Genomic DNA, 24174 nt, shown 5'->3' on the forward strand with positions numbered 1-24174 from the left:
TTGCCGGACTGCTGCTCAATACATTCCAACTGGCTTCGGTTTGCCGAAGTAGGGATTCGAGACCTCCTTCAAGCAGGCCTTGCCCTCCAACTTCGCCTGCTCGTCACGCTTTCGCAGCTCTACCTTGGGAACAACGCCTTCGTTCGGCACGATGTCGCCCTCGATGTGTCCATCTGAAAAGAAGTGAATGACCAGGTCTTCCTTCTTGTCCCTGCGAGGCACATGCTGCACCTGGATCTCGGCCTCGCACCATGCGGTCCCGGGTGCAGATTCCTTCATCGTGTATTTGTCGTAGGTGCCTGCGGACCGCGAGTAGGTTTCGCGATCGAATACCCGCAGCCACCAAACCTTGAATGCCTTGGGGGTGGTCCAGCGATAGTCCCACGCCAGGTCGGGGCTGCTGGGCGCATGCATCCACCACTCTTTCTCGTCACGCGGGGTCGCACGGTTTCCACTGGCAAGCGCTGCAAACTTGATGTCAGACTTGTCCACAGGCAAGACAAACGTGTCGAACAGATCGTCGTTGGTGTAGTTGAACGTGCCGATTCCGACAATGGCGTAGTTGGGATCATTCCATTTCGCCACATCCCCTGGCGCAAGACTCTGCTCATCCGTCTTGTCGTGGATGCAACCCGACAGGGCCAGCGTCAACCCTGCCCAAAGCGTCAACCATCGAGGCCTCATTTTTCACACCTCATCGTTGCCCAGTCGTTATCGTCCAGCCGGGAGAGAGCTTCCCCCAAGGAGCAGCCCGCATTGACTTCAGCCAGGCACCGGCCAAACGCGGCGGTTTCATCGAAGGCCTGCCCGACCTCGATGGCGAGCCCGCAATAGACCTCAATGTCTCCCATGGACTCCAGCCCGCGACTTCTGCAACGTTCTATCTGCTGCGAGAAGAATGAATACTGCTGGTTCAACGGGACCTTCCTTAGTGCCTGCGGATCTTCCTTGGAGAAGCGGGCAATGACGGTGTATGGCAGGCAGCGATCCATCAAGCGCTGCTCGTCCTGTGCCGCAACAGCCCAAGGGAACTGCGCAGAAGTGGGTTCCTGCAGGTCGAAGCACCACGATCGCATTTCCAACGAGTGGTCCCGATAAAGCCATCGGCTGACGACACTGCCAAGTTCGGCCTTGTACTGATCGGGCAGCACTTCCAGCCAAGCAGGCAGAACCCGTGGATCGAAGAAGCGCATCACCATCATCGAGCCATCATCCAGCCGGACATCCAGGAAGCGGGACAGGCGCTTCGCGAGGTCGACGCCGGGCAGCTCAGACTCCACGACACTGCCCGCGCACATGCCCATGGTGTCATCAACCATGCCCAACGGAAACTCGTCCGCATCAGCGCCGGCATTCAATTCGAACAACAAAGGACCGACCTCGGTTGCCGCAGCGTCCGCGTCATCACCGAACAGGGACACACCTGCAGCCAGCAACCAATGGCGACGCGTCTGTTGCGAGAAGCCCTTCAAGAGCGCGCCGTCAAGCAATGCATAACGTCGTGCCGCAAGCACTGCGTCCGACCGAAAGCTTGTGCTCATGACTTGGCCGCGAACGGAGACGCCATCGAGGCCGCGCTAAGCAGACAGGACGCACAGATCTTTTGCGGCAAGGCCGGCAGCGCAAAGCTCTCCTGCGCCGGCCCCACAAAGCTCTTCTTCCCCGCCTTCACCGTGATCTTCCCGGGGCACTGAACCGTGATGTTCCCACCCTCGATCGTGATGTTCGCGCCGCCGGCCGTGCTCATCGTGATCCGCTTGGCCGCCGCCCAGTCCACATGCGCACTCGCGCTTTGCACCGTGACGTTGTTCTTCGCCGCGATCTGCATCGCATCGGACTGCGCCTGCATCTCCACATCACCGTGTCCGGCGATGAGCGTGAAGCCCTTCCCGGCAGCCTCCGCGCCCGCCTTGACCGCCCCCGCCAGCATGCCGATGGCCTGCCCCGCATGGATGCGCGCGGCACCGCCCACTGCCCACTGCGTGTCCTCGGCGCTCGCGAGCGTGATGGTTTCGCCGGCCGCGAGTTGCATGTCCTGCCCGGCCACGGTGGCGATGCCCGCCTTGCCTGCGATGGCCAGCAGCGGGTCTGTCGTGTGAGGGGTCTTGTCCTTGCCGGTCGCTGTTGCCTTGGCGCCCGCATCGGCGGCCGCCTGGTCGACGCCCTTCGAATCCACCATGCCGCGCAAGGCCGTGTGCAAGGCCTTCAGGGGCGCGGCCTGCTGGTCAATGGCGCTCTGCCCGGCCTTGAAGCTGCCAACCTGTGCCGCCAGCGCCACCGCCTCGTGGGTCTTGGCCGCGCCGCTGAACATCTGCGCCAGCGTGCCGGCCTGCTGCGCCAGCGCGATGCCCGCGGCGTTGTCGCCGGCCGGCTCGCTGGCCTGGGTGCCGAAGGTGCTCAACAGCACGCCGCGTCCGCCGCGCACCGCGCCGTAGGCATCGGTGCGCAGTTCAAAGCCCAGCCCGCGGAAGCTGCCACGGTGGTTGTCGACCTGGTGCACCAGGTGCCCCAGGTTGAGCTGAGTGCCATGCTGGCTGGTGGACCACTGCATGCGCAGCTGCTGGTCGCTGTCGTCGAACACGAGCTGGTTGAAGCCCTCGCCGCCGAACTCGCGGCTCTTCACGCCGCTCAGCGCCGACGCATTGCGTTGGCCGGCCTCATCGGCGCTCGCGCCATGCCAGGCCGGGCTGTTGCCGCCGGCCAGGTTGCCTTGTGCGCTCGGGCTGTGGTCGCTGCTTTGCGTGAAGGCGCTGGTGTCGCTGTCTGCACCTCGGCCGCCAGGCGTCGCGCTGATGCCGGCTTCACCGCGGCCGTTGTAGAGCGCTGCCACGACCATCGGACGATCGATGTCGCCCTCGCAGAAGTCGACCATCACCTCCTGGCCGATGCGCGGCACGAACTGCAGGCCCATGCCGGCGCCGGCATAGCGCTGCATCACCCGCACCCAGGTCGAGGCCTGGCTGGTGTTCTCGCCTTGCTGGCCACGCTGGAATTCGAACTGGATCTTCACGCGGCCCAGCGCATCGGTGTGGATTTCGTCGGCACCCTGCGCCCGCGACTGGCCTTGCGGTCCCACGACCGTGGCCAGCAAGGGGCCGCCCACCAGCGGCTTGGGGTTCACGCGCGCGCCGGTGTCGTCGGTGAGCAGCGCACGCCACGGCACCCGCGCACGGATGAGTTCGGCGCTGTTGCCGTAGCCGCTCTTGCGCGCCTGCGCACGCACCGACTCCGACACCCACGGCTGAAGCTGGCTGGCCGGGTCGGCCGCCTGGGACCGCTCGCGATTGGAGAAGTTGCCCAGCAGGTCGCGCGGCAGGTTGTTGATGCCCGCATGCGTGACGGCGGTGATCAGGAATCGCTTGTCCGGCTCGGACGCACCCTCGATGAACGACAGCGCATCCAGCGTGCTCTGGGTCACTTCGAAATGCGTACCGGCCGTGAAGCTGCGCACCGTGCTGCGGGCGATCCACACCTTGTGGCGCGCCTCGATGGCCTGCTGGGCCAGCCGCGCGCTGCGGTCCGCCTGCGAGGTGTCGGCAAAGGCGTAGGCACCGGCGTGGTCGTAGCTTTCCAGGGCGGGGGCGGTCTCGCCGGCAAAGCGTGCGGCCGTGGGCATGCTCGTGGCCACCGCGCGCTTGCCGCGGTAGTCCCACGACAGCAGGCTCACCACTGCCGGCGCCATGCTGCGGCGTGCCACCAGCGCCTGGATGGCGTCCTGCTCTTCCAGCGGCGAGTTCTGGTGGAAGCGAATGCCCTGCCCGCCCAGCATCGACTGGCTGCTCGCATCCTCGGGGCAGCTCTGTGCATTCGCGGTGTCGGCCAGCAGCACGAGCACATGGCCCAGCGGCGCGGATTCATCGCGCTCGAAGCGGTACACCAGCCCCTCCTCGGCCAGCACGCGCTGCACGAAGTCGAAGTCGGTTTCGCGGTACTGCACGGTGTAGCTGCGCACGCCGGCGTTGCCGCTTTGCTGAAGATGCTGCGCCACGTCGTCGGCCCAGCGCCAGGCCGCATGCTCGCGGTAGGCACCAAAGACGCTCTCGATGATCTCGGTGACGCTGCGCTCCTGCCAGACCTGGCTGCGCCGGTTGAATTGCAGCAGGGCCAGCCAGGGCTTCACCACCAGCCGGTAGCGCACGAGGCCGCCATCGGCCTTGCCCGACACGGCCGACACCACGATGCCAGCACGCGCAGCCTCGCTGCCATCGCTCAGCCGGGTGAACACGGTCACCGGCTTGGCAATCATCGAGCGCACGGACAGTGCCGTGCTCTCGCTCAGCGCCGTGACGTGCAGTTCCCAGGGCTCGTTCAAGGCCTCGCGGCAGCTCCAGGTTTCCAGCAGCAGGCTGGCCAGCTCGCCATCGCCCTCCAGGCGATGCAAGCGCTTGGACGCATCGAAGACGTCCAGCAGTGAGATGGGCAGATCGAAGTTCATGTTGTTGTGTTTCTCCCTTGGCACGTTCTTCGGCTATTCGCGCTTGGATGCGGTGGGTGCCGGACAGGCCTGCGCCTTGCCCCAGTAGCCGTCGCAGATGCGCTTCTGGCATTGCGCAGCCTCGTCACCGCTCAGGCTCTCGCAACGCTTGACGAGCTTGGCGATGCTGGTGTCGTCCAGGTTCGGCTTCGCACCCTTCGCATCGGGCTGGCCCAGGTGGGCCATCAGCGCGGCCAGCAGGTCGACGTCCGGGTCCCGGCCATTGGTGGCGGTCTTGGCAGGCTTGGCGTCACGCGCCGTGCTGTCAGCGGCGGTGTGGTACTTCTGGCTGGCCACCACTTCGGCATGCGCATGCGCCGGCCTGTGCGATGCGGGTTTGACCGCCTTCGCCGGGACGACGGGCTGATGAGTGGCCATCGCAGTCACCACCGGTGCGCTCGCGGCGCTGGCCGAGGCCGAAGCCACCACCGGGGTGGCCGCATTCGACGACGCTGCACTGGCAGCAGCCAGCGGCGTACTCGCGGCATTGGGTGCGGTCGCCAGGGCAGCGAAGGGATCGTTGCCCGAGGTCTTGGCCACGGCAGGTTCGACAACCTCGATGCGCGCCGGTGCCGATGCGGGAGCCGTCACCGCAGAGGCAGCTGAAGCCGCAACAGGTAACGAATTTGTTTCAATTGCTTGTGCGACTTTCGGCGGTTGATTCGATCCCGCAGCAGAAGGTAAAGCAATCTTTACTTTCTCGGCGCTGTTTCGAGCGCCCAGCAGCTCGCCCGCATTCATGAAGACGTAAGCAACGGCAACAGAACTCAGGGCGATGAAACCAAAGATCCAAGGTGCCTTGGACGATGAACGGCGAGGCGAGAAGAGATCGCGTTCGCGGGTTTCCAGGCTCGCAAGAATGCTCAGCCGATCTTCCTGCACACCCCGGGCGCCGGTGAGGCTGGGACGTGCCTTGTCCTGCGTGCGAGACGCGTCGAGCGATGGTTCTGGACTCGTCAAGCGAACGGCCTCCCGTGGCGTACTTCTTGTGGCGAAGCGGTCGCGATTCTAGACAGGGGATTGCATTTCCCCATCCCCCAACAAGGAGGGTTCCATCTCGCGTGTTACCTCGGGCAAACTGCGCGTCCCCATGTGGTGCCGAGAGTTGTAAGACGGTATGGTATTTGGTGTCCTTTTGTATTTTGTTTTGGTGACTGCCGTGCTGGCCATCGCCTTCCTCGCGCCTGTGCGCGCATGGGCGTGGTCGCGTGCGCACCGATTCATGCAAGGAGGCAAGGCCGCTGCTTCAACGGCACTCTCGTCAAGCCAGGCAGGCCTTCAGCAGGTGGCCCATGCAGCCAACGGCCACGCCACGCAGGCGAGCCGAGTCGCCAGGCGGTACGGCAAGTGGATGCTGATGGCCATGTCACTGCTGGCGGGCATGCCCCTGCTGGCACTGGCCCTGCACCAATGGCAGCAGCTCGACGGCTTTGACCACACACGCAGCCATGAGGTGAACGAACAGGTCGCCGCACTGCTGCACGGCGAGCAGCTCGTTGCGCCTCCGCCGCTGCCGCCCGAACTCTTCACCACGCGCGAGGTCGAGCAGGCCATTCCCTTCGTGCACCAAGCGAGCCGCCAGTGGGAACTGCTGGACGAGGACTTCCGCCAGCGCATGCTGCTGGCCTTCAAGCTGATGCGCGAGCAGCACGGCATCGAGATGGTTTTGCTGGAGGGCTACCGCAGCCCCGAGCGCCAGGCCCAGCTCGCGGCCATGGGGCCTCAGGTCACGCAAGCCGGCGCCTTCGAGAGCTACCACCAGTACGGCCTCGCCGCCGACTGCGCCTTCATGATCAACGGCCGCATCGTGGTGAGCGAGGCGAACCCGCAGGCCGCACGCGCCTATGACCTGCTGGGCGGCATCGCGAAATCGCTGGGCCTCACCTGGGGCGGCGACTGGCGCTCGCTGAAGGATCTCGGCCACGTCGAGCTCTCGCGGCCCGGCGTTCTTCGCACACGCACTGCAGGCGCGGCGCCCGCTTCATCTCAGGCACACTGAGGCTCTTCAACAGGCATGACGCCCATCAACACACGTCCAGGGAGGACGACGACATGAGCAAACCCTTCATCGTCATCGGCGACAAGACGGACCATGGCGGCCAGGTGATCGAAGGCTCGCCCACCACCGATGCGGCCGGCAAGGCCATCGCACGCGTGGGCGACAAGGTCACCTGCCCGAAGCGCGGCCACGGCGGCACGACGACCATCGTGTCGGGCGACCCCACCTGCATCATCGACGGCAAGGCCGCGGCCCGCCATGGCGACAAGACCGCCTGCGGCGCCACGCTGATCGCCACGCAAGCCGTCACCACCGACTGATCCCGCGCCCGGCGGCACACCGCCTTCATCGCAGGTCCTGCACACGGCCTGCCGACACCTTGTCATGAGTCGAATCCTCAAGCCTTTGCTGCTGTTCGTCCTGGTCACGTTCGTGATCTGGGTGGCCGTGCTGTGGCAATGGGAAAAGACGCATCGCGACATGACGGTCACCGACATCGTGCTCTACCTGGGCGTGCTGCCGGTGCTGGTGTTCGGCCTGCTCGTGGCGCTGCGATGGGCCTGGCGCAGCGCGGGCGAGCGGGCGAGCGCAGCAGCCCAGGCCGCTGCTGCAGCGGCGGCCAGTCCCGCCGGTGCAGCAGCCACGCCGGCACAGGCGCAGGAGGCCGCGGCACGTCACACCACGGTGAAGGTGCTGGCCACCTTCGTCGCGAGTCCCACGGGCCGCGCGGCGAGCGACATCCTCGACGCGGCGGCCGAAGGCACGCCGCGCCCCGACCTCGATGCGGAACTGAAGGACGAAGACGGCATGCCCGTGATGTGCGCTCGCATCGCGGAGCTGCAGACGCAGGATCTCGACGACCAGATCGAGCCCATCGTCACCGCCACGCGATCGCAGCAGGCCGCATGGGCCGACGCGCGGATGAGCACGCATGCCGTGCGCGCCCTGTGCGCCATGCAGCAGCCGCTGCAGCGTTCCATCGACGCGCTGCGTCCGTGGGAAGACCGCTTCAGTGCCGCCGACTCCACGTCCATGGTCCGCGTCCTCGTCGGATGGCCCGCCGACTGGACCCCGTTCGAGCAGGCCGTGGCCCTCGCCTGGGTGCGCCTGCTGATGACCGAGCACGCCGGCCCCTGCATCGCGGCGTCGCGCTTTGCCTTCGAGGCCCAGCCCGGCACCGGCGAGCAGTTGTGGATCAAGGCCGACCAGTTGCTGCAGGTGCTCGCGCGCGACAAGCGCGAAGACGTCCTCCTCGTGGCCGCCTGCCACAGCGGCATCAGCGACGCTGCCGTGACCGAACTGGCCAAGCAGCGCAGGCTCTTCTCCGCGGCCACGCACCCCAAGGGCCTGATGCCGGGCGAGGCCGCCGCCGCACTGCTCCTCGCACCGGTCCAATGGCCCAAGTCGCCCGACGACGACACGCCGCCCGTGCACCTGCACCGCCCTGCCGTGGCCAAGCGCGACAAGTCCATCGAAGCCGGCGGCCGCATCACCGCCGACTGCCTGCGCGAGACGCTCACCCAGGCGCTGGCCGCGAGCCAGCTCGACGCCTCGCACGTCGGCTCGCTGGTGTGCGACGCCGACCAGCACAGCGCACGATCCACCGAGCTGTTCGGCACCACGCTGGACATGCTCGCTCATCTAGACCCCACCGAAGACATGCGGCTCATCGGCGTCGGCAACGGCCACACCGGCGTGGCCAGCACGCTGCTGGTCGTGGCTGCCGCCGCCGAGCGCGCACGCAGCGTCGACAAGCCGACGGTGGCCCTCACCCTGGGCGACGCCTTCATGCGTCTGGCCCTGCTCGTCAGACCCCAAGCTCCCACCGTGTCATGAATCGCATCTGGACCTACCTGCTCGACGCGCGCGTACTCGGCGTCCTGGGCCTTGCCGCGCTGGTCGCGTTCCTGTTCCTGGGAGCCAGCACGCTCAAGATCGCGGCGTTCTATGCCGTGGCCGCCATCATCCTGGTGCTGCTCATCTGGTTCACGGTGTGGGTGGTGAAGAAGGTCCGCGCACGGCGTGCGGCGAAGAACCTCGAAGCCGCGCTGGAGGAAGACGCCAGCAAGGCACAGAAGTCCGCCGGCAAGCAGAACAAGGCCGAGGCCAACGTGCTGCGCGGGCGCCTGCTCGAAGCCGTCAAGACGATCAAGACCTCCAAGCTGGGCGAGACCACGGGCGCGGCCGCGCTGTACGAACTGCCGTGGTACATGATCATCGGCAACCCGGCGGCGGGCAAGAGCACGGCCATCGTCAAGTCGGGCCTGAAGTTTCCCTTCGCCGACAACAACGGCAGCAGCCAGATCATCCAGGGCATCGGCGGCACGCGCAATTGCGACTGGTTCTTCACCAGCGAAGGCATCCTGCTGGACACGGCCGGCCGCTACTCGGTGCACGAGGAAGACCGTGGCGAATGGCTCGACTTCCTCTCGCTGCTCAAGCGGCATCGCAGCAAGGCGCCGATCAACGGTATCCTCATCGCCGCGAGCCTGGCGGAGTTGTCGCAGGCCAAGCCTGAAGCCGCCATCCAGCTCGCAAAGAACCTGCGCCAGCGGGTTCAGGAACTCACCGAGAAGCTGGAAGTCTTCGCGCCGGTCTACCTCATCTTCACCAAGGCCGACCTCATCGCCGGCTTCGCGGAGTTCTTCGAGGACAGCGACCGTGCCGAGCGCGACAAGGTGTGGGGCGCGACGCTGCGCTACGACCCCGAGGCCAAGACCGACGCGGTCGCCCAGTTCGACGAGCACTTCGACGAACTGCACAACGGCCTGAAGGAGCTGGCCATCGCGCGCATGTCGCTGCACCGCGGCCAGGCGCTGCCGCCGGGCGTGCTGACCTTCCCGCTGGAATTCGCTGCGTTGAAGCCCGCGTTGCGCTCCTTCGTCACCACGCTTTTCGAAGAGAACCCCTACCAGTTCCGTCCGGTGTTCCGCGGCTTCTACTTCACGAGCGCCGTGCAGGAAGGCACCGCGAGCAACCGCGCCAGCGACCGCGTGGCGCAACGCTTCGCGCTCACGCCGCGCGCCGAGCACACCACCGCGATGGTGGTGGCGGAGAACGGCCTCTTCCTCAAGGAGCTGTTCTCGCGCGTGATCTTCGGCGACCGCAACCTCGTCAAGCAGTTCGCCAGCCGACAGAAGGTGCGCGCCCGCGCCATCACCTTCGGCGCGGCGGTGGTGGTGCTGGCGCTCGCGCTGGGCGGATGGAGCTGGTCGTACCTGGGCAACCGCCAGCTCGTGTCCAACGTGCGCGCGGACCTGGACAAGGCCATGAAGCTGCAGCAGGACCGCGTGGACCTCGCCTCGCGCCTGGAAGCCATGGAGCTGCTGCAAGACCGCATCGAGCAGCTGCAGGCCTACCGCCACAGCCGGCCGATGGCCATCAGCCTGGGGCTGTACCAGGGCGAGGAGATCGAGCGCAAGCTGCGCGCCGAATACTTCAACGGCGTGCGACAGATCATGCTGGTGCCGGTGGGCCAGTCCATCGAGGACTTCCTCGGCGAGCTCAACGCCAATGCCTCCAAGCTGCAGCCGATGACCAAGCCGCCCGAGTCGGGCGCCGCCAGCGCCACCAACCGCCCGGCGCAAGGCAGCCGCTTCAGCGAGGCCTCGGCCGAGAGCGTCGAAGACGGCTACAACGCGCTCAAGACCTACCTGATGCTGGCCGACCGCCAGCGCTCGGAGCCCGGCCACCTCACCGACCAGATCACGCGCTTCTGGCGCGGCTGGCTCGAAGCCAACCGCGGCGCCATGCCGCGTGACCAGATGATCCGAAGCGCCGAGCGCATGATCTCCTTCACGGTGGCCAACCTGCAGGATCCGGCCTTCCCCGCCGTGCCCAACAACCTCGCGCTGGTGGACCAGACGCGCGAGAACCTGAGCAAGGTGGTGCGCGGCATGCCGGCGCGCGAGCGCGTGTACGCCGAGGTCAAGGCGCGCGCCGCGACACGCTACGCGCCCATGACCGTCGCGCGCATCGTGGGCGATGCCGGCCGAGACAGCGTGGCCGGCAGCTACGCCGTCTCGGGTGCCTTCACCAAGGAAGCATGGACGGAGTTCATCGACCCCGCCTTCAAGAAGGCCGCCACGACCGAGCTGCAATCGGTGGACTGGGTGCTGAAGACCTCGGCACGCGACGACCTCTCGCTCGAAGGCAGCCCTGAGCAGATCCGCAAGGCGCTGACCGATCTCTACAAGACCGAGTACGTGCGCGAGTGGCAGCGTTTCATGCAGGGCGTGAGCATCGCCGACTTCAACAACTTCGAAGGCGCGGTGGCCCACATGAACCGGCTGGGCGATGCCACCAACTCGCCCATCAAGAAGCTGATGACCACGCTGTTCGACCAGACCTCCTGGGACAACCCCTCGCTGCTGAACCAGCGCCTGGAGCAGGCGCAGGGCGGCTTCGTGGAGTGGTTCAAGCAGACCATCATGCGGCAGGCGCCGTCGTCGGTGGAGGTCAAGGTCGACATGACCACCGGCAAGGCCGAGATCCCCATGGGCCCGGTCGGCCGCGAGTTCGCCGCGCTGTCGCGCATCATGATGGCGCGCGAGAACACGCCGGCGCTCCTGAACAACTACCTGCAGACGCTGGGGGCCGTGCGCTCCAAGTTCAACCAGGTGAAGGTGCAGGGCGACCCCGGCCCGGCCTCGCGCAAGATGATGGCCGGCACGCTGGACGGCACGAATTCCGAGCTGAGCGAAGCGCTGAAGTTCGTGGACGAGCAGATGCTGCTGGGCATGACCGACACCGCGCGCAGCGCACTGCGTCCGATGCTGGTGAGGCCGCTCATCCAGTCCTTCTCGGTGATCATCGTGCCCACCGAGACCGAGGTGAACCGCCTGTGGGCCGCGCAGGTGAACGAGCCCTTCCAGCGCACGCTGGCGGGCAAGTACCCGTTCGATGCCTCGTCCAAGATCGAGGCCACGCCGCAGGAGATCGCCAAGGTGTTCGGGCCGGCCGGCGCCATCGCGAAGTTCAGCGATGAAGCCCTGAGCGCGCTGGTGGTGCGCCGCGGCGACACGATGACGCCGCGCACCTGGGCCGACATGGGCGTGCGCGTGCGGCCCGAGTTCGCCGCCGGCTTCGCGTCGTGGGTGGCGCCGCTGGAAGGCGCCGCGGGCGCAACAGGCACGGCGGCCGCCGGAGGAACGACGGGTGCTGCCGGCGGAGGCGCTGCCGCGGTGGCCGATGCCTCGCAGACGGCATTCCAGATCCTGCCGCAGGGCTCGCCGGGCCTGATGGAATACACCATCGAGATCGACGGCCAGGTGCTTCGCTACCGCAACACGCAGCCGTCGTGGACCAACTTCGTGTGGCCCAATGCCACGGGCTCGCCGGGCGTGCGCATCGTGGGCATCACCAACTCCGGACGCAGCGTCGAGATCTTCAACGAACCCGGCCGCTTCGGCCTCACGCGGATGTTCGAAGTGGCGCAGCGCAAGAAGCTGGCCGGCGGCATCAACGAGCTGAGCTGGACGCAGAACGGGCAGACCGTGACCTTGCAGCTGCGGGTCATCAGCCAGCCCGGATCGCCGACGGCACCGGCCGGTACCACGGCCAGCGGCGGCAGCCAGGGCAACAGCGCCCCGGCACCGGTCACGGGCACCAGCTTCCGGGGCCTGAAGCTGCCCGCGCTGGTGGTGGGCGCCGACGCGCCCGCCCAGGTGGCCGATGCCACCGCCGCCCCTTCTTCCATCGTCAAGAGCACGGCCGCCGTCGCCGCCTCGGGAGCATCGCGATGAGCCAACCCACCGCGGTGTCCCTCGTCTACTTCGGCAAGATTCCGTCGCGCGGCGACTTTGTTCGCAGCAGCCAGCAAGGCGGGCTCATCCAGACGCTGGACCGCTGGCTCACGCAAGGCGTGGAGCTGCTGGCCACCGATGCGCGCTGGAAGGAGATCTACGACCGCACCAGCCCGCTGCACTTCGCCTTCCTGGGCGTGAGAAGCCGCGTGGCGCTGGCCGGCCACCTGGTGGCAAGCTCCGACGCTTCAGGCCGGCGCTTCCCGTTCATCACCGCCGGCAGCTTCGAGGTGGGCCAGCCCGACGAATTCGTCGCCCGCAGCCCGATGGTGCTGGCGCGTCCCTGGCAGCGCCTGGAACGTGTGGCGCAGCAGGCCACCACCGCCAACGACGCGAGCCCGGTGCTCGGCGAAATGTCGAGTGCGCAGGTCGAGCTCGACGTGGCCCCGCAAGCCTACGAGGCCAGCTTCCGCGACTTCCTCGAACTGCAGACCGTCGGCTCGCTGGAAGCCATGCTGCGCCAGGCCGGCCACCCGATCGACCTGCGCCAGACGCTGCTGGCGCTGGGCCTGCTGCTGCAGCCCGTGCCCGCCAGCGGCAGCAGCCAGCTCGACAAGGGCCTGCGCCTGCCGCTGCCGGCCGACCCGCTGTACCAGCCCTACGTCTCCACGCTGTGGCTGGAGCTGGTGTCGCGCTTCCTGCGCCATGGCGATTTCGAGCTGCTGCTGTTCGTCGCGCCCGGCCCCGGACAGACACCGGATCGTTCACCGACCTTGACGCTGGGCTTCAGCGGCGGCTCGCCCACCGTGCTGCAGGCCGCGCTCGACCCGCAGGTGGGCGAGCGCGTGTTCGTGGACCTGCGCGATGCCGAGTGGGTGGAGGAGCACGTGCAGCAGGACTACGGCGTGAAGAAGCTGTCGAGCTACCTGCAGCAGCCGCAACTTTCGCTGAAGCAGGCGCAAGCCACCTTCCGCGAAGCCTTCCTGGGAGAGTGACACACATGGCCGCCGCATTCCGTCAATTCGCCTGCCTGGGCTTGCTGGCATCCGTGCTGTCCACGCAGGCCTTCGCCGCCGCACCGCGCGAGCCCGCGGCACCCGGCAAGGTCGTCGTCGCGGGCGTGGTGCCCGACGAAGCCACGCGCCAGGGCATCCTCGCCAGGACGCGCGAGATCTACGGTGCCGACCGTGTGGTCGATCAGCTGGGCGTGAGCAACCTCGTCGCGCCGCCGAACTGGAACCAGAACGTGCAGAAGCTGATCTCGCCCGACCTCAAGCACGTCGTGCGCGGCCAGTTGAAGATCACCGGCAACGTCATCGATCTCACCGGCGAGGTCGAGAACGAGGCCACGCGCCAGCAGGTCGTGAGCCAGATGTCGGCGCAGCTCAACCCCACCTACACCGTGCGCAACGGCCTGCGCGTGTCGGCCGCCGGGCAGGACGTGGTGGATGCGACGCTGGCCAACCGCATCATCGAATTCGAGCCGGGCAACTCCACGCTGACGACCAACGGCCTGCAGGTGCTGGACCTGCTGGTGCCGGTGCTGCAGAAGCTGCCGGGCCGCAAGTTCGAGGTCATCGGCCACACCGACGCGCAGGGCGGCCGCTCGCACAACATCGCCTTGTCCGCCGCTCGTGCCGACTCGGTGAAGGCCTACCTCGCAAGCAAGGGCATCGCTGCCGAGCTCGTGCAGACCTCGGGCGTGGGGCCGGACCGGCCCGTCGCCCCCAACGACACGGCCGAAGGCCGCGCCCGCAACCGCCGCATCGAACTGCGCGTGATGCAGTGACCACGACACCAAGGACGACGCACGTGGACCTCACCCTCTTGCTGCAACCCATCTCTGGCAGCGCGCCCTGCGGCGACGACATGTCCTTCTCCAGCGAGTTCGACACCGTTGCCGAGCTGCGCCGAGAAGACGATCCCACCTTGCCGCAGGGCGACTTCGTCACCGAGCTGAAGGTGGCCGACTGGCGCGGCGTCGCCACGCTGTGCGAGGAGCTGATGGCCAAGCGCAGCAAGGACTTGCGCATCGCCGGCTGGCTGATGGAATCGTGGACGCACCTGAACGGCTTCGGCGGACTGGCCGACGGGCTGGGACTGCTCGACGAGTTGTGCAAGCGCTACTGGCAGGAGGTGCATCCGCAGGCCGACGATGGCGAGCTGGAACTGCGCGTGGGCAACCTCTCGTGGGCCATCTCGCATGTCGAGGCCCTGGCGCAGCATGCGCCACTGCTGAAGTCGCCCTTGAAGGCGCTCGGCTCGCTCGACCTGGAAGCCGCCCGCACACGCGGCGCCGCAGCCAAGACCGGCGAATCGACCTCTGCAGGCAGCGGCGATGACGGCCCGCTCATGCCCGACGACGTCGCGCGCATCCAGCGCGAAACGCCCAAGGCCTTCTTCGCGGAAAACCTGGCGCAGGCCAGCCGCGCCCTCGATGCGCTGAGCGACCTGCAAGCCACGCTGGACCCCCTTCTGGGCGACGACTCGCCCGGCTTCGTCGCCGCGCGCAAGGTGTTGGAGTCGGCCCTGCACACGGCCAAGCGCTACGCCAAGGAAAGCGGCGCCATCACCGATGCATCAGTGCCTGATGAAGTCTCTGCGTCCGAAGAGGCGCGACACGTCATCGCGCGCGCCGGTGCGGTGCACGATGGTCCGCTGCACAGCCGCGCCCAGGCCCTGCGGCAGTTGCGTGACGTGGCGGAGTTCTTCCGCCGCACCGAGCCGCACAGCCCGGTGGCCTACCTCGCCGACAAGGCCGCCAACTGGGGCGAGATGACCCTGCACGACTGGCTGCGCGCGGTGATGAAGTCAGGGACCACGCTGGAGCAGATCGAAGAACTGCTGGGCGTACCGCCGCGACAAGCCGAATGATGGGTAGGGTGGGTCAAGCGAAGCGGACCCACCCTACGAAAATCAGGAAAACAGTCGACGTGCTGCAGGCGATCCCGCGGCCAGGTCACGCTCAGCCAATTGCGCGTAGAGCTGCTCCAGCTCACGACCGATCGCCGTGAAGCCCTCGGGGCTCAGCGGCCGGCCGTTGTCGTCCACGATGGCCGCATCCATGCCCAGCGACAGCGCCTGCGCGCTGGCCTGCCAGGCCACGAAGGGCTCGGCCTTCGGGTCGGTCTGGGGCACGTCGAAGCTCAGCATCACGTTGCGCACCGCGGCCTTGTTCGGGTCGTCGGCAAAGGCAGCCTGCGAGTCGAAGGTCAGCGTCAGCACGGGGGGTGCGCCCTCCTCCGCAGAAGGAAGCACGAGACGCCCGGGCACCACGCCGGCGACGAAGCCATGACGGCTCGCATGCTGCTGGATGTAGCCCACGCTCCACGCCGCCGACCTTGCCTGCAGCTGCACCGCGAGCTGCGCATCGTGGTCGCCGGCGAAGGCGTCCAGCTCACGCGCCCGCGATGCCACGTCCAGCATGTCAGGGAAGTCGGCCATCGCGCCGATGGCTTCGGCAAAGGCCTGCACCTTCTGCACGAACTCGGAGTATTCGATCTCGTTGAGCGCGCCGGTGCGGTTGGCCAACTGCACGCCGGCCTGGAATTCGCTGTAGCGCTGACCCGGCGCGGCCGGCTCCCATTCGCCGGTCTCGGCGTTGAGGCCTTCGACGAGGAAGGGCTTGCTCCCCGCACGGCGCGTCGTCGGCAAGTGCAGCAAGGCCAGCTCGCCGGCGATGGGCGATTCCACCGTCAGCGGCGCGATGGCATCGATGAGCGCATCCAGCTTCGCGCTCGGCCGCTTGGGCACACGGGCCTCCAGTGCGGGCTCGGGCAGCTCGGCCGGGTGGCTGATGCCCCCGTCCAGCACGGGCTCCTGCGGCTCGGCACGAGGCGGTGGCGCCGGCTGGGGCTCGACCACTGCCCGCTTCGGCCCCGCCTTGCGCGCCTGCCAGGCGCCATGCGCCACCACGCCGGCCAGCACGAGGCCGCCGAGTGATGCCAACGCGATCGTCAAACTACTCATGTTCCGTTTCGATCAAGCGGCCACCGCGGATCCGGTTTCGCCGGTCCGCCAGTGGCGCCCCCTTGAGGGGGAGCGACGCAGTCGCTCCGGGGACGGTCATACTTCAACCATGCCGATGGCGGCTTCCATGTCGACTGCGACGATGCGCGACACGCCTTGCTCCTGCATCGTCACGCCGATGAGCTGCTCGGCCATCTCCATCGCGATCTTGTTGTGGCTGATGAACAGGAACTGCGTGCCGGCCGACATCTCGCGCACCAGCTTGGCGTAGCGCTCGGTGTTGGCGTCGTCCAGCGGCGCGTCCACTTCGTCCAGCAGGCAGAACGGCGCGGGGTTGAGCTGGAAGATGGCGAACACCAGCGCGATGGCGGTGAGCGCCTTCTCGCCGCCCGACAGCAAATGGATGGTGCTGTTTTTCTTGCCCGGCGGCTGGGCCATCACCTGCACGCCGGCGTCGAGGATCTCGTCGCCCGTCATCACCAGCCTGGCATTGCCGCCGCCGAAGAGGCTCGGGAACATGCGGCCGAAATGGTCGTTCACCTGCTTGAACGTGGTGCCCAGCAGGTCGCGCGTTTCCAGGTCGATCTTGTGGATGGCGTTCTCGAGCGTGTGGATGGCCTCGTTCAGGTCCGCGGATTGCGCGTCGAGGAAGGTCTTGCGCTCGCGTGCCGAGGTGAGCTCGTCCAGCGCCGCGAGGTTGACCGCGCCCAGTGCATTGATGTCGCGGTTGATGCGGTCGATCTCGCCTTGCAGGCCGTACAGCTTCACGCCGTTGTCGTCGATGTTCTTCGCCAGCGCTTCCATGTCGACCTGCGCGGCGGTGAGCTGCTCCATGAACTGCGCGCCGCCCAATTGCGCGGCCTGCTCTTCGAGCTGCAGCTTGGTGATGCGGTCGCGCAGCGGCTGCAGGCTTTGCTCATGGGCCATGCGCTGCTCGTCGGCGCGGCGCAGGCGCAGGGTCAGGTCGTCGTATTCGCTGCGCTTGGCACCCAGCGCCGCCTCGCGTTCGAGCTTGATGGCCAGCGCTTCCTGCAGGCCGGCCTGGGCGGCGGCGTCGGTCAGCACCGTCAGCTCTTCCTGCAGTTGCGCGGCGGACTGCTCGTTGGCCGCGACCTGCTGCACCGAGGTCTCGATGCTGCGCTGCAATTCGCCACGGCGCGCCGCCAGGGCGCGCGACGAGAACTGCGCTTCCTGTGCCTGCCGCTCCAGCGCGCGCAGCTGCTCGCGCGCCTCGGCCAGCTTGCGCTCGGCGTTGATCACGCCCTCTTCCAGCTCGGCATGCCGCTCCTGCGTGTTCGCGAGCTGCATGTCCAGCTCCTCGAACTTCGCTTCGCCGGTGGCGCGGCGCTCGTTGAGTTCTTCCAGCTGCGCGTCGACCTCGGCCAGTTCGCTGTCGAGCTGCGCGCGGCGGTTGCTCGTCTGCTCGGCCTGCTGCGTGAGGCGAAGCAGCTCCACCTGCAACTGATGCGCCTTGGTCTGCGCTTCGGCCGCCTCGCGGCGCGCCAGCACCAGGCGTTGCGACGCATCGGTGTAGGCCGCATCGGCACGCACCATCGCGCTGCGCGCCTCTTCGGCGATGAGCGCCTGTGCCTTGGATTGCCGCTCCAGGTTCTCGATCTCCTGCGCGCGGGCCAGCATGCCGGCCTGCTCGGAATCGGGTGCATAGAAGGACACGGCGAACTGGCTCACCGCATGGCCTTCACGGGTCATGATGACCTCGCCGTGCGTGAGCTTGGAGCGCGCGGCCAGCGCGTCGTCGATGTTGGCCGCGGTGTAGACGCCTTCGAGCCAGTCGTTGAGCAGCGCCTTCAGGCCGGCATCGCCCAGGCGAAGCAGGTCCGACAGGCGGGGCAGCGTCTGGTGGGTGTTGGCAATGGACGCCTGCGGCGGCGTGTAGAACGCGAGCTTGGCGGGCGGCGCATCGGTGGCGAAGGCCCGCACGGTCTCGACGCGGCCCACCTCCAGCGCGTTGATGCGCTCGCGCAGCGCGGACTCCAGCGCCGTTTCCCAGCCCGCCTCGATGTGGATCTTGGTCCACAGGCCGGGCAGGCCGTCCAGGCCATGCTTGGCCAGCCACGGCTTGAGCTTGCCTTCGGTCTGCACCTTCTCTTGCAGGGCCCGCAATGCTTCGAGGCGCGCGGAAATGTCGGACTGCTTGCCCGATTCCGCGTTCACCTGCTCCTGCCGGGTACGACGCTCTTCATCGAGCGCCGGCACCTGCTCGGTCAGCTCATGCAAGCGCGCGTCGGTGACCACGTGCGCTTCTTCGGCCACGGCGAACTGGCCCTTGAGTTCTTCCAGCCGCTGCAGGTCGGGTGCGGCGAGTTGGCGGCGCTCGGCATCCAGCCGGTCGCGCCGGGCATTCAGTTGCCGTCGCTGGTCGTCGATGTTGCGACTCTCCGCGGCCAGCACCTGGATCTGCTGCTGCACGCTTGCGACCACGTTGCGCTGCTCGCTGCTCTTGGCCTGCGCCGCACGCACGGCATCTTCGGCATTGGGCAGGTTGGCGGCCTGCTCCTCGGCTTGTGCGGCCAGGATCTCGCTTTGCTCGTCTGCTGACGCGATCTGCTCGGCGATCTGCTCCAGCTCGTCCTGCGCCTGCGTCTGCCGCTCGCCCCACTGCTCGCTTTGCGTCTTCAGTTCGAGCAGGCGGTTCTCGATGCGCTGGCGGCCTTCCACCACGTAGCGGATGCGCTCTTCGAGCCGAGACACCTCCAGCGACGCCTCGGCCAGCGTGCCCTGCGCCGCATGCAGCTCGTCGCTGGCCGCGTAGTGCGCCTGGCGGATGTGCTCCAGCTCCGCCTCGCCGTGGCGCAGCTCGGCCATGCGCTCTTCCAGCGCGTTGGTGGCGGCCAGCACTTCCTTCTTCACGCGCTCCTGCTCGCTCGCGGCATCGCGGTGCTTGAGGAACCACAGCTGGTGCAGCTTGAGCGTGCCCTGCTCCTGCAGGCCGCGGTACTGGCTGGCCACCTCGGCTTGCTTCTCCAGCTTCTCGAGGTTGTTGTTGAGCTCGCGAAGGATGTCTTCGACCCGCGTGAGGTTCTCGCGCGTGTCCTTCAGCCGGTTCTCGGTCTCGCGGCGGCGTTCCTTGTACTTGGACACGCCCGCCGCTTCTTCGAGGAACAGGCGCAGCTCTTCGGGCTTGCTCTCGATGATGCGAGAGATGGTGCCCTGCCCGATGATGGCGTAGGCCCGCGGCCCGAGGCCGGTGCCCAGGAACACGTCCTGCACGTCGCGGCGACGCACCGGCTGGTTGTTGATGTAGTAGCTGCTCGTGCCGTCTCGCGTGAGCACGCGCTTGACGGCGATCTCGGTGAACTGGTTCCACTGGCCGCCCGCGCGGGCGCTGGAGTTGTCGAACACCAGCTCCACGCTGGAGCGGCTGGCGGGCTTGCGGTTGCCCGAGCCATTGAAGATCACGTCCTGCATGGACTCGCCGCGCAGTTCGCTGGCCTTGCTCTCGCCCAGCACCCAGCGCACCGCGTCCATGATGTTGGATTTGCCGCAGCCGTTGGGGCCGACCACGCCCACGAGCTGGCCAGGCAACTGGAAGTTGGTGGGTTCCGCGAACGACTTGAAGCCGGACAGCTTGATCGAGTTCAGGCGCATGGGGGGAAACTTGAGCGCCGCAGGGCGTGCGCTTAAGTCGTTGATTTGATTGAGAAAACCCGCTCGGAAGCGGGCTTGCAGGCGGGTCGGATGATACCATCGCGCCCCTGCACGACACCCTCTCGAAAAGTACCGACATGGCCAAGACCGCCGCCCGCCAGAAGCAGGCCAAATCAGCCCCCGCCAAACCGGCGCCGAAGCAGCGCGAGATGCCGCCCAATCCGCCGTCCGCGCCCAGCAAGGAACTGCATGTGTTCCCCAACCCGGCGCCCCAGCGCGACTACGTCATCCAGTTCCAGGTGCCCGAGTTCACCTGCCACTGCCCGCTCACCGGGCAGCCCGACTTCGCGCACTTCACCATCGACATGATCTGCGACGAACTGTGCGTGGAGCTCAAGAGCCTGAAGATGTACTTCTGGAGCTACCGCAACGAAGGCGCGTTCCACGAGAAGGTCACCAACACGATCCTCGACGACATCGTGAAGGTGACCGACCCGCGCTTCATCCGCATCACGGCCAAGTGGTACGTGCGCGGCGGCATCTACACCAACGTGGTGGTGGAGCACCGCAAGAAGGGATGGAAGCCGCAGCCGGCGGTGGAGCTGCCCCGGCATGCGGCTGAAACCGGGATGCTGTGAGCATCCCGCTCGCGTTCAGAACGAGTGCGAGACACCCATCTCCACGCCCGTGGAGCTTTGACCGGCTGAGAGCGGCGCGCCACCAGGAATCACGAAGGTAGCCGCGGCCTTGTTCTTGATCTGCGCGGCGGAGGTGTACAGCGCGGTGCGCTTGCTCAGCCAATACACGTAGCCCACGGCGAGCTGGGTCGCGTCGTCCGGCGAGTTGGCCTTGTCGGCATGGATCCAGCTGGCCCGCAATTCGCCCGCGCCGATGGGCATCGTGAAGCCCAGCAAGGTCGTGGTCTGCTTCGCGGTGGTCTGCATGCTGACGGAGTAGATGCCCATCAGCTTCACCACGCCGAAGTCATACGAGCCGCCGAGGTTGAAGTTGTTGAACTTGTCGCCGGCGGCGTTGTTGACGGTGTCGGACGCGGCGACCGCGACATCGACCGGACCGCTGGCGAAACCCAGCCGCACGCCGTGGAACTTGCCGGTGGGCGCACCTTCGCCCAGCGCCACCATGGCCTGGCCGTACACGCCGCCCAATCCCTTGGGCAGGAAGTAGCCCACGGAATTGTCGGAACGCACGATGGTGGGTGCGGTCGACGACTTGCCGCCGAAGCCGTAGATGAGGTTGCCCGACGAGCCCACGCCGTTGGTGCCGAAGGGGCTGAACACGCTGTAGTTCCAGAAGGTGGGCGTGTAGTCGCGGCCCAGGCGCAGTTCGCCGAGCGTGCTGCTGGCCAGGCTCACCGTCGAGCGGCGGCGCCAGTTCATGCCTGCCGCGTTGCCGTCGTCGGGCGAGAGTGCGCCTTCGAGGTGGAAGCTTGCGGACAGGCCGCCGCCCAGGTCCTCTGTGCCGCGAAAGCCCAGGCGGCTGGTCCTGAGGCCGTCGATGGATTGCAGCCAGCGGGCCTGCGAGCCGTTCTCCAGGCGCTGGACGCCGGCATCCAGGATGCCGAACACCGTGACGGTGGACTGCTGTGCGAAGGCGCTGCTGCACGCCACGGCGGCGATGGCGAGGGCGATGGGTCTGAGTGTCATGTCGACTCCGTATTGCTTTGTTGGTGATGTGCCGTTGAAAAGGCCCGCGCATCTTCTGGGTCGATGCCGCAAGCCCGTCTGCGGGCCATCCCTGCGCAGTGGGGCGCAATGTTTCAGAGGCGTATCAATAGCCGAACAGCCGCTGTCGATTGGCTGTCGTGGCTGCGAAGCCACCATTCATCACCATCCATTTCAGGCGGCTGTCGAACTCGCGGGGCAGGCTGTCATTTGGCTGTCCGGGTCGGCCAATCGCGGGGGAACCCGATGCATGCCCATGGCAAAGCCTTCGCACACTGCGCCGCATGAGATTGCTGCTGGCAGAAGACGACCCCACGCTGGCCCAGGCACTGCGCCTGGCGCTGGAGCGCCGCGGCTTCGACGTCGAGTGGTGCAGCGACGGCACGCAAGTGCTGGTGCACCTGCGCTACTACCGGCCACGCGCCGCCATCCTCGAACTCAGCCTTCGGGGCCTGGACGGCTTGCAGGTGCTGCACCGTGCGCGCCAGGAGGGACTGCGCGTGCCCATCCTCGTGCTGAGCTCGCGCAATGCAGTCGGCGACCGTGTCGCGAGCCTCAATGCCGGCGCGGACGACTACCTCGTCAAGCCCTACGACATCGACGAACTGGAAGCGCGCATCCGCGCCTTGCTGCGTCGCTCGCACGGGCATGACGGATCGGAGACGGCGCGCTGCGGCGCACTCACCATGGACCTGTCATCGGGAACGTTCCATCTGCGCGGCGAACTGCTCGAAGTCACGCCGCGCGAGCATGCATTGCTCAAGGCGCTGCTGCTGCACCGCGGGCATGCCTTGTCCAAGGAACGGCTGCTGATGGTGGTGTTCCCGAGCCACCACATGGTGCAGGACTCGGCGCTGGTGGTGGTGGCATCGCGCCTGCGCAAGAAGCTGGAAGGCAGCGGGGTGAGCTTGAAGACGCTCAGGGGGATCGGGTATTTGCTGCGGGAGGAGCCGGTGAACGAGCTGGCCCCGCCGTCGGTGGCTTGACCGGCTCGCTGCAAGCCTAGAACGGTTTGCCCAGGTCCATCGTCCAGTAGGTGGAATAGGTGTCGGAGGCCGTGCCGTTGATGCAGGCCACGCCAAGGTGCACGAAGGCCGGGTTCATGATGTTGGCGCAATGACCGGGGCTGGCAATCCAGCCATCGACCACGTTGTTGATGCTCGACTGCCCCGCGGCAATGTTTTCTCCGTACGAACTCCACACGTAGCCGGCGGCGGTGATGCGGTCGCCAGGGCTGCTGCCATTGGAGCCGGCGTGGTCGAAGAAGTTGTGGCTCACCATGTCCTGCGAGTGGACCGCGGCCGCCTGGGTGAGCAGGTCGTTCCACGCGAGCGCGGGTGCCGGGCCGTAGGCGGTGCTGCCGCACGTGGCGCCGCTGGCACGCCATTGGTTCACGCGGGCCAGCATCGTGCTGGTGAAGTTGGACAAGCCGCAGGTGGCCACGGCCGGCGCGGGCGGCGGCGGGCTGGGGGTTGGCGTGGGCGTGGGCGTGGGAGCGGCGCTCGCACTGCCTCCGCCACCGCAGGCGCCGAGCAGGCTGCACGCCAGGACGGACACGAAGATGCCAGCCAGTGAGGATCGTTTCTGCATCGAATGCGCGGGATGAGACATCATCAAAGACTACAGGCCAGGTGAGGACTCGGCGTAACTGAACGTCACCCCTTGTGCATGCAATGACCCCCGGCATCGCGATTGCCCGTGAAGGCCATGCGAGCAACCCACGGCAACATCCGCATCGGCATCTCCGGCTGGCGCTACGAACCCTGGCGCGGCGTGTTCTATCCCGAGAAGCTGCCGCAGCGGCGAGAGCTGGAATACGCCTCGCGCATGCTGCCCACCATCGAGATCAACGGCTCGTTCTACTCGCTGCAGACGCCGGCGTCGTACGCCCAGTGGCACGATGCGACGCCCGATGACTTCGTGTTCGCGGTGAAGGGGCCGAAGTACATCACCCACATGCGCCGGCTCAAGGAGATCGACACCCCGCTGGCCAACTTTTTCGCCAATGGACTGTTCGAGCTGCGGCACAAGCTGGGCCCCATCCTGTGGCAGTTCCCGCCCATGCTGCCGTTCAAGCCCGACCGCTTCGAGGCCTTCTTCGCCCAATTGCCGCGCGACACGGACGAGGCAGCACGCATGGCCCGCCACCACGACCACCGCATCGACGGCCGCGTGAGCGTGGCACCGCCGGACAAGCCGGTGAAGATCAGGCACGCGGTGGAGATCCGCCACGAGAGCTTCCGTGACCCGGCCTTCATCGCCATGCTGCGCAAGTACCGCATCGGCCTGGTGGTGGCCGACACCGCCGGCAAGTGGCCGCTGCTGGAGGACCTCACCTCGGACTTCGTCTACCTGCGCCTGCATGGCGACAAGGAGCTGTATGCCAGCGGCTACAGCGACGACGCGCTGGAGCGCTGGGCGCACCGCATCCGCACCTGGAGCGAAGGCGGCCAGGTGGACGATGCGCGGCTCGCATCCGGCAAGCCCGCACCGCAACGTACCAAGCGCGACGTGTTCGTCTATTTCGACAACGACGTGAAGGTGCATGCCCCGTACGACGCCGCCACGCTGTTGCGCAAACTGGGCATGCAGACCTCGCTCGGCGACAAGACCCATCCCGTGTGGCCGCCCGGCTGGCAGGCACCGGCGCTGCGCACCGGCTCGGAGGGCTTCAGCCGGCGCGCTCACCGATAATCG

Annotated in this window: 18 protein-coding genes; 10 read left to right on the forward strand and 8 right to left on the reverse strand. The window is 67.2% G+C overall.

All coding sequences use genetic code 11. From position 1 onward, the window contains the following. Nucleotides 1–15: 15 nt before the first annotated feature. The 4 genes from DZC73_RS16690 to DZC73_RS16705 are packed head-to-tail and all read right to left on the reverse strand — an operon-like array spanning nucleotide 16 to nucleotide 5065. Nucleotides 16–651: a DUF3304 domain-containing protein gene (locus DZC73_RS16690; protein WP_161974618.1), complete on the reverse strand. Its 636-nt coding sequence runs from the start codon at nucleotides 649–651 to the stop codon at nucleotides 16–18. Nucleotides 652–680: 29 nt separating this feature from the next. Further along, nucleotides 681–1541: a DUF4123 domain-containing protein gene (locus DZC73_RS16695; protein WP_124541479.1), complete on the reverse strand. Its 861-nt coding sequence runs from the start codon at nucleotides 1539–1541 to the stop codon at nucleotides 681–683. Then, entirely contained in the window at nucleotides 1538–4435 is a 2898-nt protein-coding gene (locus tag DZC73_RS16700) for a type VI secretion system Vgr family protein (protein WP_124541480.1), read from the reverse strand. Before DZC73_RS16700 ends, DZC73_RS16695 begins: the two co-directional genes overlap by 4 nt. A gap of 33 nt (nucleotides 4436–4468) precedes the next feature. Further along, the gene (locus tag DZC73_RS16705; protein ID WP_124541481.1) at nucleotides 4469–5065 is read right to left on the reverse strand and encodes a hypothetical protein; all 597 of its coding nucleotides are present in this window, start codon (nucleotides 5063–5065) and stop codon (nucleotides 4469–4471) included. Nucleotides 5066–5633: 568 nt separating this feature from the next. Between DZC73_RS16705 and DZC73_RS16710 the strand changes: the two genes are divergently transcribed. From DZC73_RS16710 to tssA, 7 genes are all read left to right on the forward strand, one after another. Continuing rightward, nucleotides 5634–6473 carry a M15 family metallopeptidase gene (locus DZC73_RS16710; RefSeq protein WP_235835163.1) on the forward strand — a complete coding sequence of 280 codons (840 nt, stop codon included), beginning with the start codon at nucleotides 5634–5636 and terminating at the stop codon, nucleotides 6471–6473. 53 nt (nucleotides 6474–6526) lie between these two features. Beyond that, the gene (locus tag DZC73_RS16715) at nucleotides 6527–6793 is read left to right on the forward strand and encodes a PAAR domain-containing protein (protein WP_124541483.1); all 267 of its coding nucleotides are present in this window, start codon (nucleotides 6527–6529) and stop codon (nucleotides 6791–6793) included. A 64-nt stretch (nucleotides 6794–6857) separates the two neighbouring features. Then, nucleotides 6858–8309, forward strand: a complete 1452-nt coding sequence (locus tag DZC73_RS16720) for a hypothetical protein (protein ID WP_124541484.1) — start codon at nucleotides 6858–6860, stop codon at nucleotides 8307–8309. Beyond that, complete coding sequence (gene tssM / locus DZC73_RS16725) at nucleotides 8306–12217, forward strand: type VI secretion system membrane subunit TssM (protein ID WP_124541485.1); 3912 nt, start codon at nucleotides 8306–8308, stop codon at nucleotides 12215–12217. Before DZC73_RS16720 ends, tssM begins: the two co-directional genes overlap by 4 nt. After that, entirely contained in the window at nucleotides 12214–13212 is a 999-nt protein-coding gene (tagF, locus tag DZC73_RS16730) for a type VI secretion system-associated protein TagF (protein ID WP_124541486.1), read from the forward strand. Before tssM ends, tagF begins: the two co-directional genes overlap by 4 nt. Nucleotides 13213–13217: 5 nt before the next feature. Further along, a complete protein-coding gene (locus DZC73_RS16735) occupies nucleotides 13218–14006 on the forward strand; it encodes an OmpA family protein (RefSeq protein WP_124541487.1) in 789 nt (262 codons plus the stop codon). Nucleotides 14007–14029: 23 nt separating this feature from the next. Beyond that, complete coding sequence (tssA, locus tag DZC73_RS16740) at nucleotides 14030–15091, forward strand: type VI secretion system protein TssA (RefSeq protein WP_161974619.1); 1062 nt, start codon at nucleotides 14030–14032, stop codon at nucleotides 15089–15091. Between the two features lie 42 nt (nucleotides 15092–15133). On the opposite strand, the gene DZC73_RS16745 is transcribed toward tssA, so the two are convergent. Further along, nucleotides 15134–16186 carry a cell division protein FtsZ gene (locus DZC73_RS16745; RefSeq protein WP_124541489.1) on the reverse strand — a complete coding sequence of 351 codons (1053 nt, stop codon included), beginning with the start codon at nucleotides 16184–16186 and terminating at the stop codon, nucleotides 15134–15136. 96 nt (nucleotides 16187–16282) lie between these two features. Further along, nucleotides 16283–19795 (reverse strand): chromosome segregation protein SMC, encoded by a 3513-nt coding sequence (smc, locus tag DZC73_RS16750; RefSeq protein ID WP_124541490.1) that lies wholly within the window; start codon nucleotides 19793–19795, stop codon nucleotides 16283–16285. 209 nt (nucleotides 19796–20004) lie between these two features. On the opposite strand from smc, the gene queF reads away from it, so the two are divergent. After that, on the forward strand, nucleotides 20005–20433 hold the full coding sequence (gene queF / locus DZC73_RS16755; protein ID WP_235835181.1) for a preQ(1) synthase: 429 nt from the start codon (nucleotides 20005–20007) through the stop codon (nucleotides 20431–20433). 15 nt (nucleotides 20434–20448) lie between these two features. Here the strand turns inward: queF and DZC73_RS16760 are convergent, their stop codons facing one another. Continuing rightward, nucleotides 20449–21459 (reverse strand): porin, encoded by a 1011-nt coding sequence (locus tag DZC73_RS16760; RefSeq protein ID WP_124541492.1) that lies wholly within the window; start codon nucleotides 21457–21459, stop codon nucleotides 20449–20451. 302 nt (nucleotides 21460–21761) lie between these two features. Here DZC73_RS16760 and DZC73_RS16765 point away from each other — a divergent pair, with 302 nt between their 5' ends. Continuing rightward, a complete protein-coding gene (locus tag DZC73_RS16765) occupies nucleotides 21762–22463 on the forward strand; it encodes a response regulator transcription factor (protein WP_124541493.1) in 702 nt (233 codons plus the stop codon). Between the two features lie 16 nt (nucleotides 22464–22479). Here the strand turns inward: DZC73_RS16765 and DZC73_RS16770 are convergent, their stop codons facing one another. After that, nucleotides 22480–23067 (reverse strand): CAP domain-containing protein, encoded by a 588-nt coding sequence (locus DZC73_RS16770; protein ID WP_235835164.1) that lies wholly within the window; start codon nucleotides 23065–23067, stop codon nucleotides 22480–22482. A 117-nt stretch (nucleotides 23068–23184) separates the two neighbouring features. Here DZC73_RS16770 and DZC73_RS16775 point away from each other — a divergent pair, with 117 nt between their 5' ends. After that, nucleotides 23185–24171: a DUF72 domain-containing protein gene (locus tag DZC73_RS16775; RefSeq protein WP_124541494.1), complete on the forward strand. Its 987-nt coding sequence runs from the start codon at nucleotides 23185–23187 to the stop codon at nucleotides 24169–24171. Nucleotides 24172–24174: the final 3 nt, after the last annotated feature.

The organism is Rhizobacter terrae, assembly GCF_003852895.1.
Classification (GTDB): domain Bacteria; phylum Pseudomonadota; class Gammaproteobacteria; order Burkholderiales; family Burkholderiaceae_C; genus Albitalea; species Albitalea terrae.

What these genes read in the sequence shown, in the direction of transcription:
- queF (WP_235835181.1), top strand. Translation starts at nt 20,005, where the DNA reads ATGCCGCCCAATCCGCCGTCCGCGCCCAGCAAGGAACTGCATGTGTTC.
- tagF (WP_124541486.1), top strand. Translation starts at nt 12,214, where the DNA reads ATGAGCCAACCCACCGCGGTGTCCCTCGTCTACTTCGGCAAGATTCCG.
- DZC73_RS16700 (WP_124541480.1), bottom strand. Translation starts at nt 4,435, where the DNA reads ATGAACTTCGATCTGCCCATCTCACTGCTGGACGTCTTCGATGCGTCC.
- smc (WP_124541490.1), bottom strand. Translation starts at nt 19,795, where the DNA reads ATGCGCCTGAACTCGATCAAGCTGTCCGGCTTCAAGTCGTTCGCGGAA.
- DZC73_RS16775 (WP_124541494.1), top strand. Translation starts at nt 23,185, where the DNA reads ATGCGAGCAACCCACGGCAACATCCGCATCGGCATCTCCGGCTGGCGC.
- DZC73_RS16760 (WP_124541492.1), bottom strand. Translation starts at nt 21,459, where the DNA reads ATGACACTCAGACCCATCGCCCTCGCCATCGCCGCCGTGGCGTGCAGC.
- DZC73_RS16715 (WP_124541483.1), top strand. Translation starts at nt 6,527, where the DNA reads ATGAGCAAACCCTTCATCGTCATCGGCGACAAGACGGACCATGGCGGC.
- DZC73_RS16720 (WP_124541484.1), top strand. Translation starts at nt 6,858, where the DNA reads ATGAGTCGAATCCTCAAGCCTTTGCTGCTGTTCGTCCTGGTCACGTTC.
- DZC73_RS16735 (WP_124541487.1), top strand. Translation starts at nt 13,218, where the DNA reads ATGGCCGCCGCATTCCGTCAATTCGCCTGCCTGGGCTTGCTGGCATCC.
- tssM (WP_124541485.1), top strand. Translation starts at nt 8,306, where the DNA reads ATGAATCGCATCTGGACCTACCTGCTCGACGCGCGCGTACTCGGCGTC.
- DZC73_RS16695 (WP_124541479.1), bottom strand. Translation starts at nt 1,541, where the DNA reads ATGAGCACAAGCTTTCGGTCGGACGCAGTGCTTGCGGCACGACGTTAT.
- DZC73_RS16745 (WP_124541489.1), bottom strand. Translation starts at nt 16,186, where the DNA reads ATGAGTAGTTTGACGATCGCGTTGGCATCACTCGGCGGCCTCGTGCTG.
- DZC73_RS16770 (WP_235835164.1), bottom strand. Translation starts at nt 23,067, where the DNA reads ATGCAGAAACGATCCTCACTGGCTGGCATCTTCGTGTCCGTCCTGGCG.
- DZC73_RS16765 (WP_124541493.1), top strand. Translation starts at nt 21,762, where the DNA reads ATGAGATTGCTGCTGGCAGAAGACGACCCCACGCTGGCCCAGGCACTG.